14 protein-coding genes are annotated in these 14240 nt (G+C 62.5%); 8 read left to right on the top strand and 6 right to left on the bottom strand.

Annotated elements, in window-relative coordinates:
* Positions 1-326: 326 nt before the first annotated feature.
* From OHD58_RS12945 to OHD58_RS12935, 3 genes are all read left to right on the top strand, one after another.
* Positions 327-1280, top strand: a complete 954-nt coding sequence (locus OHD58_RS12945; RefSeq protein WP_263803768.1) for a phosphoribosylaminoimidazolesuccinocarboxamide synthase — start codon at positions 327-329, stop codon at positions 1278-1280.
* Between the two features lie 155 nt (positions 1281-1435).
* Positions 1436-1954 carry a hypothetical protein gene (locus tag OHD58_RS12940; protein ID WP_263803767.1) on the top strand — a complete coding sequence of 173 codons (519 nt, stop codon included), beginning with the start codon at positions 1436-1438 and terminating at the stop codon, positions 1952-1954.
* A gap of 73 nt (positions 1955-2027) precedes the next feature.
* On the top strand, positions 2028-2714 hold the full coding sequence (locus OHD58_RS12935; protein ID WP_263804212.1) for a tetratricopeptide repeat protein: 687 nt from the start codon (positions 2028-2030) through the stop codon (positions 2712-2714).
* A 76-nt stretch (positions 2715-2790) separates the two neighbouring features.
* Here OHD58_RS12935 and OHD58_RS12930 read toward each other — a convergent pair whose 3' ends face one another.
* Complete coding sequence (locus OHD58_RS12930) at positions 2791-3597, bottom strand: glutaminyl-peptide cyclotransferase (protein WP_263803766.1); 807 nt, start codon at positions 3595-3597, stop codon at positions 2791-2793.
* A 180-nt stretch (positions 3598-3777) separates the two neighbouring features.
* Here OHD58_RS12930 and OHD58_RS12925 point away from each other — a divergent pair, with 180 nt between their 5' ends.
* Both OHD58_RS12925 and OHD58_RS12920 read left to right on the top strand, forming a co-directional pair.
* A complete protein-coding gene (locus OHD58_RS12925) occupies positions 3778-6999 on the top strand; it encodes a bifunctional cytochrome P450/NADPH--P450 reductase (protein WP_263803765.1) in 3222 nt (1073 codons plus the stop codon).
* Positions 7000-7127: 128 nt separating this feature from the next.
* Positions 7128-7679: a GNAT family N-acetyltransferase gene (locus OHD58_RS12920; RefSeq protein ID WP_263803764.1), complete on the top strand. Its 552-nt coding sequence runs from the start codon at positions 7128-7130 to the stop codon at positions 7677-7679.
* Positions 7680-7764: 85 nt separating this feature from the next.
* Here OHD58_RS12920 and OHD58_RS12915 read toward each other — a convergent pair whose 3' ends face one another.
* Entirely contained in the window at positions 7765-8244 is a 480-nt protein-coding gene (locus OHD58_RS12915; protein ID WP_263803763.1) for a phasin family protein, read from the bottom strand.
* A gap of 284 nt (positions 8245-8528) precedes the next feature.
* Between OHD58_RS12915 and OHD58_RS12910 the strand changes: the two genes are divergently transcribed.
* Both OHD58_RS12910 and OHD58_RS12905 read left to right on the top strand, forming a co-directional pair.
* Positions 8529-9833, top strand: coding sequence for a DUF445 domain-containing protein (locus OHD58_RS12910; RefSeq protein WP_263803762.1), 1305 nt, complete (start codon positions 8529-8531; stop codon positions 9831-9833).
* Positions 9834-9902: 69 nt separating this feature from the next.
* A complete protein-coding gene (locus tag OHD58_RS12905; protein ID WP_263803761.1) occupies positions 9903-10334 on the top strand; it encodes a phasin family protein in 432 nt (143 codons plus the stop codon).
* 6 nt (positions 10335-10340) lie between these two features.
* Here OHD58_RS12905 and OHD58_RS12900 read toward each other — a convergent pair whose 3' ends face one another.
* Both OHD58_RS12900 and OHD58_RS12895 read right to left on the bottom strand, forming a co-directional pair.
* On the bottom strand, positions 10341-11111 hold the full coding sequence (locus tag OHD58_RS12900; RefSeq protein WP_263803760.1) for an esterase/lipase family protein: 771 nt from the start codon (positions 11109-11111) through the stop codon (positions 10341-10343).
* A gap of 119 nt (positions 11112-11230) precedes the next feature.
* Complete coding sequence (locus OHD58_RS12895; protein WP_263803758.1) at positions 11231-12652, bottom strand: WS/DGAT/MGAT family O-acyltransferase; 1422 nt, start codon at positions 12650-12652, stop codon at positions 11231-11233.
* Positions 12653-12939: 287 nt separating this feature from the next.
* Between OHD58_RS12895 and OHD58_RS12890 the strand changes: the two genes are divergently transcribed.
* On the top strand, positions 12940-13413 hold the full coding sequence (locus tag OHD58_RS12890) for a VOC family protein (RefSeq protein WP_263804211.1): 474 nt from the start codon (positions 12940-12942) through the stop codon (positions 13411-13413).
* Positions 13414-13513: 100 nt separating this feature from the next.
* Here the strand turns inward: OHD58_RS12890 and OHD58_RS12885 are convergent, their stop codons facing one another.
* Positions 13514-13720, bottom strand: a complete 207-nt coding sequence (locus tag OHD58_RS12885; protein WP_263803757.1) for a TOBE domain-containing protein — start codon at positions 13718-13720, stop codon at positions 13514-13516.
* Positions 13721-13758: 38 nt separating this feature from the next.
* Complete coding sequence (locus OHD58_RS12880) at positions 13759-14235, bottom strand: hypothetical protein (protein WP_263803756.1); 477 nt, start codon at positions 14233-14235, stop codon at positions 13759-13761.
* Between the last annotated feature and the right edge of the window lie 5 nt (positions 14236-14240).

Genomic DNA, 14240 nt, shown 5'->3' with positions numbered 1-14240 from the left:
GAGCAGTGTTACGAAAGTTGTGCGGACAAGGGAGAAGGTGGCTGCGGCGTGGGATGCGGCATGCTTGCCCGTCTCCCTCTGTTCGAAACACTTGAGATACACGGGGATTCTCCAGCTTCAGGATTGAGCGGTCGGGAGCGCGGGGAAACTTTAGCGTCCGCGTCCTCCGGGGGTCAAGTCGCGCCCTTACCGCAAGTTTGAAACGCGTGGCTTGCACCCCGATGAAAGCTTTGCGCGGTCTTCAATGGTCCATCCCGCTTGACCCAAAGGTTCCCGCCGCTCTAAGCCGTCGTGGACGACAAGCGCCGGCGAAAGATGAGGCCCATATGAGAACCCCGCGCGTTCTTTCAGACGCCTTCATCCCCGAACTGCCGAACCACTACAAAGGGAAGGTCCGGGAAAATTACGATCTGCCGGACGGCCGCCGCATCATCATCGCCACCGATCGCCTGAGTGCCTTCGACGTCATCTTGACCGCAATCCCCTTCAAGGGAGAGCTTCTGACCCAGACGGCGCGCTACTGGTTCGAAGAGACCGGCGACATCTGCCCGAATCATGTGCTCGACTATCCCGACCCCAATGTCGTCGTCGGCACCCGGCTCGACATTCTGCCGGTCGAAATCGTCGTTCGCGGCTATCTCGCCGGCAGCACCAACACATCGGTCCTGTCGAAATACAGGGCCGGCGAACGCGATATGTACGGCATTCGCCTGCCGGACGGACTTCGCAACAACGAGAAGCTTCCCGAAGCGATCATCACGCCGACCAGCAAGGCTCTCGATGGTGGCCATGACGAGCCGTTGTCCCGAAACGAGATCCTCGCACAGGGGCTGCTGACGGAAGCACAATGGGACATCGTCTCCCGCCATGCGCTGTCGCTCTTCGCCCGCGGCCAGGCGCGCGCCGCCGAACGGGGATTGATCCTCGCCGACACAAAATACGAGTTCGGCACGGATAGAGACGGGACGATTGTCCTTGCCGATGAAATCCATACGCCCGACAGCAGCCGCTACTGGCTCGCGGAAAGCTACGAGGAGCGTTTCAGCAAAGGCGAGCCGCCGCACAGCTTCGACAAGGATTTCATCCGTTCCTGGGTAACGGCGCGCTGCGATCCGTACAAGGAACGGATTCCGGAAATCCCGGACGAGCTCATCGAACAGACGTCGCGGGTCTATACACAAGCCTACGAAACCATCACCGGGAAAACTTTCGTTGCCGATCTTTCCGGCGCTACCGTGCTGGACCGCATCAGGAAGAATCTGGAACCCTATTTCCGGTAACGCTTGTGCGGCTGGCCGGAACAACGCGTGGCGACCGCCATGCTCGGTCCGAGTTCTCCGCCGATCGATGACGCAGGCGCATATGAAGGGACGCTGTGAAAGCTGCCGACGATGGGGTATCTTGTAATGGTCCAACAACTCTGGAGTGCACCACGATGGTCCGACTCCTGTTCTTGCTGGCTGTCTCGGTCCATGCGGCAGGCGCGAATGCGCAGACGCCGGAAGAGGCCGTGGCGCTGGCTGCTTACGGGCTTGAGGACGGCCTCATAACCGGAAGCCTGTGCGGAGAGATTCACGCGCCTACGGTGACACCCGGCTCTCCGGCAAAATACAGATTCGACTGCGGCCACGGAGACTGGTTTGAAACTGCCATCCGCCAGATCGACGGCTGTAAGTTCGAGACATCCACCACCATGAACGGCAAAGAGCCGGACAGGCGCGACATGCTGGACTTTTCAAAGTTCCGCGGGCTGTTGCCGCCACGCGGGGATGCCACGAAGATGGGTCACTTCTTCGATGCCAGCCCTGATTTCTGTACGTCTTCCGACGGGAAGAGCTGCATGATCGAATTCATCTCCATGGGTTCCGGTGAATGCTGTGTCCTGTCAGGCCAGGTCCCCCGCGAGCGTATCGCATCCGCATTGTCACTCATCTCCAACAATTGCGGGCAATAGCCGGCCAGGTCTTGGAGTATTTCATATGGCGTCCCTAGGTCCGTTAGCTGTCGCGGGAATGCTTTTGGCCAGCGTGTCGTGCCCGACTTCGGCGTTCGCTCAAAGTGCTCGCGACGAATGCGCCCGGGAATCCGGCGACAAGGCTATAGCCGCTTGCGACAGTGCCATCGAGGCGAACCCGAACGATGCGGAAGCGTTTTATTATCGCGGCTTCGAGTGGGGAAGAACGGGCAACCCCGACAAAGCGATTGCGGATTTCGACGAAGCCATCAGATTGAACCCGAAAGACGCAAAAACTTACCTTGCCCGCGGTTTCACGCGGGCTGGAAAGGGCGATTACGACGCGGCCATTGCCGATTTCAACGAAGCCGTCAGATTGAACCCGAACGACGCGGAAGCTTACATTGTCCGTGGTTTCGCGTGGGTTGGAATGGGCGACCACGACAAAGCCATTGCAGATTACAGCGAAGCCATCCGGCTGGACGCAAAACACGCCGGCGCTTACCTCAATCGTGGGATCGCGTGGGGAAAAAAGGACGACCACGACCGAGCGATTGCGGATTACAGCGAATCCATCCGATTGGCGCCGGAAGACGCTACGGCCTACTATAATCGCGGGATGGCATCGGAGCAGAAGGGGGACTTTCAGCCGGCCCTGAAAGATTACCAACGCTTTGCCGAACTCAACCCCTCGGATCCCGACGCTCCTGTAGCGATCGCGCGCGTCAAGGCCGCGCTGGAAAAATCCGCACCAAAGTGAAGCTGAGCCCAACCATATCCAATGGCGCTGACTCCCTGAAACAGGAATGAATGCAGCAGGCCGAACTGAGCAAGGCCTACTTCGGCTCGTTGAATCGCCCGACATAGATCATCGGCCAGCGTTTGCCGGTGATGTAGAATTCTCCTGTCGCCGGATCGCGGGCGATGCCGTTCAGCACGTTTTCGTAACTGGCGGCGATGGCGTCCGCTTCGCCGGGCGTGATGATATCGCGCAATGGTGACATGTCGGCGGTAGCCTCGACGCAGCCGCTGTCGGGGTCGACGCGCACGATCCAGTCGGTCGTATAGATGTTGCCGTAAAGCTTGCCGTCGACATATTCGAGTTCGTTGAGGGCGGTCGGCGGCACGCCTCCCGCGCTGCGCAGCGGAACCTCGCGCGTGATCTCGAACGTCTTCGGGTCAGCATAACGCAGCAAACCCTCGCCGTCGGTGAACAGCAGGTTCTTGCCGTCGCTGGCCAGGCCCCAGCCGCCATGCGGGTTTTCCATGCGGCGCAACTCCCTGCCGTCGAGGTCGTAGACGAAAACCACATTTTCGAGCCAGGTCAGCTGGAAAACCTGGTTGTCGAGGACCGTCAGTCCTTCGCCGAACACCGAGGTGCCGAGGTCGGCGAGCACTGTCACCTGGCCGTCGAGGCCGATGGTGTTGAGCCGTGTCTCGCCCTCGGTGCGGCCGGTGCTCTCGTAGAGCTTGCCGTCACGGAACTCGAGGCCCTGCGTATAGCCGGTCGCGCTGCGGGTGATTTTTTTCTCGACGGTGAAGGTGAGCGCTTTCGGCGCCGGGCATTCGGCGGCCAGCGCGTTGGCGACCGGCAAAAGGGCCAGCCCGAACCCCAGGACGATCCGATGGGTGAAAAAAGCCATGCCGTCTCTTGGCACGGGAATGTGGCGCCTTCAACGGCGGGAAGTGCGGACATCCCTCAACTTCCGCAACGTCATTGGCGCGGTCCATCCGAACGACCGCGCTCTGCTTGCCTTTCCGGCAAATCTCGCGATTAATCGGGGAAATACCGGCTTTGACCGGAGAATATGGGGAGCATGCTCATGGCGCCGGCAAACGCGCTTCATCCCATTCCCAACCCGGCCGGCAAGCCGCTGATCGGTAACATGCTCACCGTCGACAGCGACGCGCCGCTGCAGAGCCTGATGCAGCTGACCCGCGAGCACGGGCCGATCTTCTGGCTGAACATGATGGGCACGCCGCTGGTGGTCGTCTCCGGCGCAGACCTCGTCGAGGAAATCTGCGACGAGAGCCGCTTCGACAAGGCGGTGCGCGGCTCGCTGAGGCGCATCCGGGCGCTCGCCGGCGACGGGCTGTTCACCGGCGACACGCAGGAGCCGAACTGGGGCAAGGCGCACAACATCCTTTTGCCGACATTCGCGCAGCGCGCCATGGCCGGCTACCTGCCGCTGATGTACGACATTGCCGAACAGCTCTGCACCAAGTGGGAGCGGCTCAACGCCGACGACGAGGTCGATGTCGTGCATGACATGACGGCACTGGCGCTCGACACGATCGGCATCTGCGGGTTCGACTACCGCTTCAACTCCTTCTACCGGCGCGACTATCATCCCTTCATCGACGCGCTGACCCGCACGCTGGAAACCTGCATGGTGCAGCGCGGGCTGCCGTTCGAGAAGGTGATCCTGACCAGGCGGCTCGCCCAGCTGAAAGAGGACGTCGCCTTCATGAACAAGCTGGTCGACGACATCATCCGCGAACGGCGGCGTGGCGGTGGCGGCCAGAGCCAGAAGGATCTTTTGAACTTCATGCTGGCCGGCGTCGACAAGGTGACCGGCGAAAGCCTGTCCGACGAGAACATCCGCTACCAGATCAACACCTTCCTGATCGCCGGCCACGAGACGACGTCGGGACTACTCTCCTTCACGCTCTACTTCCTGGTCAACAATCCGGACGTGCTGGCCAGGGCTTATGAGGAGGTCGACCGCGTGCTCGGCAATGATCTTGCCGTGCAGCCGACCATCCAGAAGGTCAACCAGCTCACCTATGTCCAACAGATCCTCAACGAGGCGCTCAGGCTCTACCCGACGGCGCCGGCGATCGGCCTCTACCCCTACAAGGACGAGGTGATCGGCGGGCAGTACAAGATCAGGAAGGGAACCTTCGTCACGCTTCTGACGCTGATGCTGCACCGCGACCCGTCGGTATGGGGGCCGGAGCCTGAAAAGTTCAACCCGGACAATTTTTCGCGCGAAGCCGAGGCTTTGCGCCCGCCCAACGCCTTCAAGCCATGGGGCAACGGCCAGCGCGCCTGCATCGGCCGGCAGTTCGCCATGCAGGAAGCGACCATGGTGCTCGGCATGATCCTGCAGCGCTTCCAGATGTTCGACCACAAGAAATACCAGCTCAGGATCAAGGAGACGCTGTCGATCAAGCCGGACGGCTTCACCATCAAGGTCAAGCCACGGCCGGGGCGTACGCGCAGCGCCGTGGTGCCGGGGGCAGGACTCGCCAGCCAGAACGACAACCGGGCCGAGACGGAAGTGACGCGGCGGCCGAGCCACGGCACCAGGGCGACGATCCTCTACGGCTCCAATCTCGGCACCACCGAGGAACTGGCGCGGACCATCGCCAACTCGGCCGAGCTCAACGGTTTCGACACGAAACTGGCCGACCTCGATTCCCATGCCGGCAATCTGCCGACCGAGGGCGCCGTCATCATCGCCAGTGCTTCCTACAACGGCGCGCCGCCTGACAACGCGGCGAAGTTCGTCAAATGGCTGGATGAGGCCAAGCCGGGCGATGCGGCGAACGTCAACTATCTCGTCTTCGGCTGCGGCAACCGCGACTGGGCATCGACCTTCCAGGCGACGCCGCGCTATCTCGACGAGCGCATGGAAGCGCTGGGCGGCCGCCGCATCATGCCGCGCGGCGAGGCCGATGCGCGCGAGGATCTCGACGGCCATTTCCAGGACTGGTTCGACAGACTGTGGCCGCAGGTCGGCGAAGCGCTGAAGCTCGACATCGACTTTTCCGACCAGGCTAAGGCCGAGCCGCTTTATGACGTCGAGATCGTCTCCGGCGCGCCGGTGAACCCCGCCATCGGCCTGTCCGGCGCCAGGCCGATGCAGATCGTCGCCAATCGCGAATTGCAGGATATCGCCGCCTCCGGCCGCTCGACCCGCCATATCGAGGTGGCGCTGCCGGAAGGCCAGACCTACCGGCCGGGCGATCATCTCTGCGTCGTGCCGGTCAACAGCAAGGCGCTGGTCGAGCGCGTCGAAAAACGCTTCGGTTTCGCGCCCGACGCGCAGATCAGGCTGCGCACGACGGGAGGCCGCCATGCGCCGTTCCCGGTCGACGGGCCGCTGTCGGTGCGCCACATCCTGTCCGACTATGTCGAGCTGCAGCATGTGGCGACGCGCAAGCAGATCCAGACGATGGCCGAGCACACCCGCTGCCCGGTAACAAAACCAAAACTGGAAAGGCTGGCCGGCGAGGCGTCGAACGGTGTCGACGCCTACAAGTCGGAGGTTTTCGCCAGGCGCAAATCCGTGCTCGATCTGCTTGAAGAATTCCCGGCCTGCGAACTGCCGTTCGGGCTCTATCTCGAAATGCTGCCGCTGCTCAGCCCCCGCTATTATTCGATCTCGTCGTCGCCGAACGCCGAACCCGGCCGCTGCGCCGTCACCGTCGGCGTCGTCGAGGGCGCGGCGCGCTCCGGAAACGGCGTCTACAAGGGCGTCTGCTCCACCCATCTGGTCGACTGCGGCGAGGGCAGCATCGTGCACGCCTCGATCAAGGAGACCAAGGCCGGTTTCCGGCTGCCGGACGATCCGCAAAAACCGATCGTTATGATCGGCCCCGGCACCGGGCTGGCGCCGTTCCGCGCCTTCCTGCAGGAACGCGCCTTGCTCGCGGCTGCCGGCAAAAAACTCGGGGCCGCGATGCTGTTCTTCGGCTGCCGCCACCCCGACCAGGACTTTTTGTACCGCAAGGAACTGGAAGAGATGGCGGCCAAGGGGCTTGTCGAACTGCATGTCGCCTTTTCGCGCCATGATGGCGAAAAGACCTATGTGCAGGACCTTCTGCGCAGGAACCGTAGCCGCGTGTGGGAACTCATCGAGGCCGGCGCGCATGTCTATGTCTGCGGCGACGGCTCGCGCATGGAGCCCGACGTCAAACGCGCGCTGGCGACGCTCTATGCCGAGGAAAAGGATACCGATCCGGCGTTGGCGGACGCCTGGATCGAGCAGATGAGCCGCGACAATCGTTATGTGCTGGATGTGTGGGCGGGGAATTGAACCCGTCTTATCGCGTCCGCAAGCTTACCTTACGTTGACGTAAAGGTCTTGCAATTGATGTTGCGGCGCACAATATTAGCGCTGTCGAGAGTCGAGCGACTCGGGGAGGAACCCACGAGGAGTGCGACATGCAAAAGATTGCATCCCATGCCATCGCGCCCGCGGGCACGATAAGGCAACTCAGGCCTTCCGATCTGCCGCTGTTTCGCGACCACCTTCTGAGGCTGGACGCGGAAAGCCGTCGTGATCGCTTCAACGGCATCACCGACGACGCGTTCGTCGCCAGCTACGCCAATCGCTGCTTTTCCGACGGCACCACCGTGATCGGTTATGTCGAGGAGGGCAGGGTGCTGGGCGCCGCCGAACTGCATGAGCGGCCCGAAGACCCCATTGCGACCGGCGAGATCGCTTTCAGCGTCGAACGCGGATTGCAGCATCGCGGCATCGGCAGCCGGCTGTTCGAGCGACTTATCGTCAACGCGCTCGGGCTCGGCTACACGCGGCTCCTGGTCACCACTCACCATGAGAACCAGGCGATGAAGGCGCTGGCGCGCAAGTTTGGCGCCGAACTGGTCTTCGAGGCTGGCGAGACGATGGGCGTCATCGATCTGGCGCCGGTCGTCGTATCGCTGTCGCTCGGCCTCGGCCACGCCAGCATTTCCGGCATCGGCGCCGCGTAAGGCGGGCTTCCGATTTCAGTTGATTGCAGAAACGAAAAAGGCCCGCTTGCGCGGGCCTTTGCGTCGTACCGGTTCCAAAGAAAACTCAGGCGGCCTTCTGGCCATAGAGCTTGGAAAACTCAGCCTGGGCGTTCTTCGCGCCTTCGGTTACGACGGACTTGGCAGTGTCGGCCGCGTCGCGGACGCGGTCGAAATTGGCACGGGCGTTCTCGCGAACGAAATCGGCCTGGATCTGGACGGCTTCATTGATCGACTGCGCGCCGGCAACCTTCTCGACGGTCGAGAGGGCGTGCTGGACATTGGCGAGCGTCGCATCGAGCAGGCCGCGGGTGAAGTTGGCGTAGCCGCCGACAAACGAGGTGGCGAACTTCTCGACGGTGCTGGTGGCGTTGGCCGCACCGGTATGAACGGTCTCGGCGCGGTCCTTGGCGCTGGAGGCGGTGCGCTTCACGAAATCGCGAGCGGCGGCCGGAACTTCGAGCTTGCCCTGGACATTTTCAATGGCCTTCTGGACCGAGGCGAAATAGGTCGATTCAGCGGCGGGGGTCTTTGCGGTCTTGGTCATTTTTCCATCCTCATCGGAGCTATGGTTGGCCCCGTTCGTCATCGACCCGGGGAATGGCCGTCATATAGTCAGGTCTATTGTGCAGTGCAATATAGAATTTTGGTGCGACGCAATATTTTTGACAAAGCCTTGAAATTATTGCGTGAAAACTTTCATCCGGCGTAGAAAATCGGACTAGAAAGCACCATTTCCGCGGAGCAGGCCTGTCATCGGCGCTTTCCAAGCGCCGCGCAAAGCCGCTATTTGAGAAGTGCCATCCGCCTCGAACAGGACGTATCCCGTCTATGTCATCAAGCGATCTTCACACATCGTCCGGTCTTGCAGCGGGCCATGCCGCCGACGAGGCCGAAAAACTCGCCGCACTGCGCCGGACCAAGGCCGTTGCAACCTTCATGCTGGTCCTCTGTGTCGCGATCTTCGCGGCGGCCAAGTCGCTGGAACACCGCTGGCCGCTGCTCGGCTTCGTTGCCGCCTTTGCCGAGGCCGCGACCATCGGCGGCATCGCCGACTGGTACGCGGTGGTGGCGCTGTTCAAGCGGCCGCTCGGCCTGCCGATCCCGCATACAGCTATCATCCCGGAAAACCAGAACCGCATCGCCGACAATCTCGGCCGCTTCATCGAAGTCAATTTCCTCGCCGAGCAGCCGATCCGCAAGAAACTCAACGAGGTCGATTTCGCCGCGCTGGTCGCCGACTGGCTCTCCGATCCCGAGCGCGCCGCCGGCTTGTCGCGTTTCGTCGCCCGGCTGGTGCCGCAGACGCTGTCGGCGATCGAAAACTCCGGCCTGCGCGGTTTCATCACCAGCCGCATGCTGGAGCAGGTCGAGAAGATGCCGGTGGCGCCGCTCGCCGCCGAACTTCTCTCCGCCTTTACCGACGACCGCCGTCATCAGAAGCTGTTCGACGAATTCACCAAGGTGGTGGGAAAATTCCTGAGCGACGACGATGCGCTGGCGGCGATGCGCGACAAGATCAGGGATGAACTGCCGTCGCTGTTCAAGCTGTTCCGCGCCGACGCCTATCTGTTGAAGAAGATCGTCGCTTCGGCCGGCTCGCTGCTGGAAGAGGTGCGCAAGGACCCGGAGCACCCGATGCGGGCCGAGTTCGACCGCTTCGTCATGAAATTCATCGACCGGCTGAAGAATTCGCGCGACTACGCCCGCCGTGCCGAGAAGATGAAGCGCGACCTCATCCAGCGCCCGGAAGTGCGCGAACTGGCGCAGGACATGTGGGAAAGCATGCGCAGCTTCCTCGAGCAGGACGCCAAATCGGAAAAGTCGATGATCCGCGAGCATCTTGCCGGCATGTTCGTCGAGGTCGGCCGGCATCTTTCGACCGATCCGCAGATCCGCGCCGACATGAACCAGGGTTTTGTCGTCGCACTGGCCTCCTTCGTCGAAAGCCAGAAGAGCGGCGTGTCGAAGTTCATCGCCGACCAGGTCAAGGGCTGGGACCTCGGCCAGCTGACGCGGCTGATCGAGATCAATGTCGGGCGCGACCTGCAATATATCCGCTTCAACGGCATGATCATCGGTGGGCTGGCAGGTCTCGTGCTTTACACCGCCGAACTGCTTCTGATGACGAATTGAAGGCCGGTTGCATTTCTCTTAAGCTCATCATCCACCCGCGCGCCGGGGTGCAACAACAGGGAGAAGGTCATGGCCAAGAAACCGGAATCCGAGTCTTTCATGGACGTCTTCACCAGGTTCGGCCAGGACCTGAAGATGCCGAACGTCGACATCGAAAAGATCATGGCGCACCACCGCAAGAACCTCGAGGCGCTGGAGAAATCGGCGCGCGCCTCGGCTGCCGGCGCCACGTCGCTGATGGCCAAGCAGCGCGAGATCCTGCAGGACACGCTGCACGAGATCACCGAGATGGCGCAGAATTTCCGCACCCCCGGCGGTCCGCAGGACATGGTGGCGAAGCAGGCGGATTTTGCCCGCAAGAGCTTTGAGGCGGCGGTCAAGAACGCCGGCGAGGTGGCCGAGATCGTCAAGAAATCGGGCACGGAATCGATCGATATCCTGCGCGAGCGCATCCGCGAGACGATGGACGAGATCCGCGAAGGCTACGAGAACCGCAAATAGGCGTGGTCAAGCCCGCTTCGGGTCGGGGTAAAACAGCGCCTTGAAACCACTGCGGTCGAATTTTTTCCACTGGCCTTCCGGCTGCGCCAGGCGGTCGGCGACGGCGTAGACCACGGCGGGGTGATGGCCAAGCCCGCAATGGCTCGCCTCCACCTCGATGCTCTCGGTGTGGGGCAGGTCGTTCTCCACGCAGTTCTGCCAGGCACAGATGCCGTCGCTGCGGCTGAAGATCGCCGTGGTCGGCACCGGCGGCGAATCCGAGATGGCGCCGCCCATATGGCGCTCGCGGTCGTCGACCTTGTGGCCGGAAGTGAATTCGTAGAGCTTCCAGGCATTGGTGGCGCGCGGGTCGCCGTTGAACGGGCTGCCCAGCGTGATCACGCCGCGCACCTCGTCCGGCAGCATCTTCGCCAACTGCCGCGCATAGATGCCGCCGAGGCTCCAGCCGACGAGGCTCACCTTGCGGCCGTGCTTGTCGGCGAGTTTTTTCACCCGGTCGAGCATCTTCTGCTCGAAGCCCGGCAGCGGGCCGTAGTTGCGGCCGAGCGCCCAGCCATAGGTGGCGTAGCCGCGGCCCTTGAGGAAGCTGCGCAGCGGCACCGTCGAGCGGTCGCTGGTCACCAGCCCGGGCAGCACCAGCACCGGGTGGCCGTCGCCGCGCGGGGCAAGGGCGGTCAGCAGCGGCAGCGAGGCGACGAAGCCGCCGAGTTCCGGGAAAGCCCTGAGTTCCAGCGCGAAAAGCAGCCGGGAAGGGGGCTTCATGGCATGGGCGTTCATTGCGCCTCCTGACGGTGACCGATCAATCGAGTCCCTGATGACAATATAGGGGCACGGCTAACGAAATATGCAAGTGCCGCTGGGGAAGCACTTCTCTTTTGGAAGAAGGTGAACCCGCGTCACCCCGCCGGCGCCGGTTTCGCCAGCGCCTGCTTCAAATCCTCCAGTGCCGGTTCGAACAGGTCGGCGAGCGCTTGCGGGTCGGGTACGGCGCGGCGGTCGGCGGTGATGGCGAAGTTTAGCTTGTCCTGGTAGCTCTGCACGGTGATGTTGAGCGCGATGCCGTGCACCGGGATCGACACCGGATACATCGCAAGAATCTTCGCGCCGGCGCAGTAGAGCGGGAAGGGCGGTCCCGGCACGTTGGAGATGGTCAGGTTGGTGGTCGACGGCATCAGGTCGGCAAGCCCCGTGCGGCCATAGAACTGCGCCAGTCCCGGCAAAAGAATCGGCGCGCCGAGCAGCGAAAAATCCTTCGGCGACACGTCCTTCACCGTTCCGGCCAGCGATTTCGAATCGTTGGCCGTCTTCTGGATCGACTTCAGCCGCTCCAGCGGGTCCTCGATCTGCGTGGCGATCGGGCAGAGCATACCGAACACCTGGTTGGAAGCATCTGCATTGCCCGGCTCGCGCAGCGAGATCGGCACGAAGGCGATCAGCGGGTTCTTCGGCAGCGCCTTGCGCTCCTGCAGGTAGGGCCGCAGCGCGCCGGCGCAGATCGCCATCACCACGTCGTTGATCTTCGTGCCGGTCGCCTTGCTCACCAGCTTGGCATCGGTCAGCGACAGAGCGCGCGCCGCGTAGGAACGCTGGCTGGTGATGGTGACGTTGAACGGGGTTTTCGGCGCCAGCACATCGGGAATTCCGGGGATGTCCGGGCCGCCTTTCGGCGGCGCCAGCATGTCGGTCAGCGTGCCCAGCACCTGCGGTATCGCCTGCATGACGTTGAGTTGCTGGCGGATGACGTTCTGCACCGCGTCGTTGATGCCGAGGATGGCGCGCTCCTCGATCGACGGTTTGCGTGCCTTCTTCTTCGGCTCCGGCGGCTTCACTGTCCGCGGAACCGGCGACATGTCGTAGAGCGCCGCCGCGATCGCCATGCCGGCGCCACCGTCGACAGCTGCGTGATGCACCTTCGAATAGATCGCGACATTGCCGTCGTCGAGCCCGTCGATGACGGTGAACTGCCACAGCGGCCGGGTGCGGTCGAGCGGCACCGAATGCAGGTCGCCGACCAGGTCCTCGAGCTGCCGCCATGTGCCCCGACCGGGCAGCGTGGCGCGGCGCAGGTGATAGTCGAAGTCGAGTTCGCCGGCGTCGACCCACAGCGGGTGATCGAGTTCCAGCACGGTCCGCGCCAGCTTCTTTTCGAAGATCGGCGCCAGGTGCATGCGGGTGAGGAAGAATTCCTTGAAGTGCTCGAAGAAGGAACCGGAAAAATCCGCCGGCGGCTCGTAGAGCGTCAACCCGGCGACATGCATCGGCGTTTCCGGCGTCTCCATGTAGAGGAACGTCGCGTCGATGCCGCCGAGCTGTTTCATGGCGTTCCTCCCTGACCGCACCGGTCGCGGGCTTGGCTGGGGCCGCCCGTCTTTTCCGCGATCATTCGCCGAATTGTCGGCAAAGGCAAGGCGGTCGAACGGGATCGGGCGTCAGCTTTCGACCTTGAGCGGAGAATGACATTGAGGTTAGCTGCGCCAGGCAATCGCCGGGGCGGAATGCTTGAGGGGTGGCGAAAAGCGGCTGGCGACCTAGTTCGGAAAGGTGCGGGCCGGGCTAACACCGAAATCTGGCTTCAAGCGAAAAGGAAGACGCGATGGCGAAGAATATTGCAAAGAACACGATTTGCCTCTGGTACGACAAGGACGCCGAGGCTGCCGCCCGCTTCTACGCCGAGACATTTCCCGACAGCGCGGTCAGCGCCGTCCACCATGCGCCCAGTGACAACCCTTCCGGCAAGAAGGGCGACGTCTTGACGGTCGACTTCACGGTTGTGGGCATTCCTTGTCTCGGCCTCAACGGCGGGCCTGTGTTCAAGCACAACGAAGCCTTCTCGTTCCAGATTGCCACCGACGATCAGGAGGAGACCGACCGCTACTGGAACGCCATCGTCGGCAACGGCGGCAAGGAGAGCGACTGCGGCTGGTGCAAGGACAGATGGGGCGTCTCCTGGCAGATCACGCCGCGCGCACTGACTGACGCAATGGCGGCCGGCGGCGCCGAAGCCAAGCGCGCCTTCGATGCCATGATGAAAATGCAGAAGATCGACGTTGCCGCGATCGAGGCGGCGCGGCGCGGCTGACGCGGCCAAATAGCCGCTGAGCGTCCATTCGCCATTCCCTGGCGGTCATCCTGGCCGCCAGGCCGAAGCTTGCTCTCCCGAACCGCTGGGAGACAGGCCGTCAGTCGATAGCCACCATCACGTCCGAAGCCTTGATGATGGCATAGGCTGGCTGGCCCTTGGCGAGGTTGAGATCGGCGACCGCTTCATTGGTGATGGACGCCGTCACGACGGTACCGCCAATATCGATCTTCACATGCGACGTGGTGGCGCCCTTCACCACCTCGACGACGGTGCCCTTGAGCTGGTTGCGTGCACTGATTTTCATGTCATTTCCCGCTTGATTGCCGACCGGCTTGCTCCGGCCTAGCGTAGTTCGATCTTCGTGATGTCGTGGATCGCGCGTGCGCCGCGCTTGTCGCCAGGCACGACTATGCGCCAACCGCCCTCCAGCGGTTTTCCGTCGACCTCGGTCGCCAGGATCAGAGGCGTGTTACCGAACTCGGGATGGATCTCTCCGATGGAAAAGGCGATCTGATACCCGTCCTTTGCGCTGACGAGAAAGGTTTTCTCGAGCTCGCCATTGTGCTCGAGGCCGTCAAACGCCTTGTTCGCCTGCAGGACATCCCAGAACAGAACGCCCTTGTAGTGGCCACTGGATGGCCCTTTCGACGTCTGGAAGGTGACGTCGCGTTCCGCCACCGGCAGCCCGGACAGGGATTGCGGCGAGAGATGGATCGCCTGTGTGCCAATTCCAACGATTTCGATCGTTGTCTCTTCTGCGCGGGCAATCGTGGCTGTTGCCAGCATGACAACGACGATCAGCAGGTAGCGTAGCAACATAGACG

Origin of the sequence: Mesorhizobium sp. ZC-5 (assembly GCF_025753855.1) — a bacterium.
Classification (GTDB): domain Bacteria; phylum Pseudomonadota; class Alphaproteobacteria; order Rhizobiales; family Rhizobiaceae; genus Neomesorhizobium.
Note: the sequence above shows the minus strand (reverse complement) of the source record. Positions and strands in the feature narration are given on the sequence as shown.

Bases quoted from the DNA above. Each gene is read 5' to 3' on its own strand.
- OHD58_RS12905 (WP_263803761.1), top strand. From the start codon at position 9,903: ATGGCCAAGAAACCGGAATCCGAGTCTTTCATGGACGTCTTCACCAGG.
- OHD58_RS12900 (WP_263803760.1), bottom strand. From the start codon at position 11,111: ATGAACGCCCATGCCATGAAGCCCCCTTCCCGGCTGCTTTTCGCGCTG.
- OHD58_RS12910 (WP_263803762.1), top strand. From the start codon at position 8,529: ATGTCATCAAGCGATCTTCACACATCGTCCGGTCTTGCAGCGGGCCAT.
- OHD58_RS12880 (WP_263803756.1), bottom strand. From the start codon at position 14,235: ATGTTGCTACGCTACCTGCTGATCGTCGTTGTCATGCTGGCAACAGCC.
- OHD58_RS12895 (WP_263803758.1), bottom strand. From the start codon at position 12,652: ATGAAACAGCTCGGCGGCATCGACGCGACGTTCCTCTACATGGAGACG.
- OHD58_RS12885 (WP_263803757.1), bottom strand. From the start codon at position 13,720: ATGAAAATCAGTGCACGCAACCAGCTCAAGGGCACCGTCGTCGAGGTG.
- OHD58_RS12945 (WP_263803768.1), top strand. From the start codon at position 327: ATGAGAACCCCGCGCGTTCTTTCAGACGCCTTCATCCCCGAACTGCCG.
- OHD58_RS12930 (WP_263803766.1), bottom strand. From the start codon at position 3,597: ATGGCTTTTTTCACCCATCGGATCGTCCTGGGGTTCGGGCTGGCCCTT.
- OHD58_RS12920 (WP_263803764.1), top strand. From the start codon at position 7,128: ATGCAAAAGATTGCATCCCATGCCATCGCGCCCGCGGGCACGATAAGG.
- OHD58_RS12940 (WP_263803767.1), top strand. From the start codon at position 1,436: ATGGTCCGACTCCTGTTCTTGCTGGCTGTCTCGGTCCATGCGGCAGGC.
- OHD58_RS12915 (WP_263803763.1), bottom strand. From the start codon at position 8,244: ATGACCAAGACCGCAAAGACCCCCGCCGCTGAATCGACCTATTTCGCC.
- OHD58_RS12925 (WP_263803765.1), top strand. From the start codon at position 3,778: ATGGCGCCGGCAAACGCGCTTCATCCCATTCCCAACCCGGCCGGCAAG.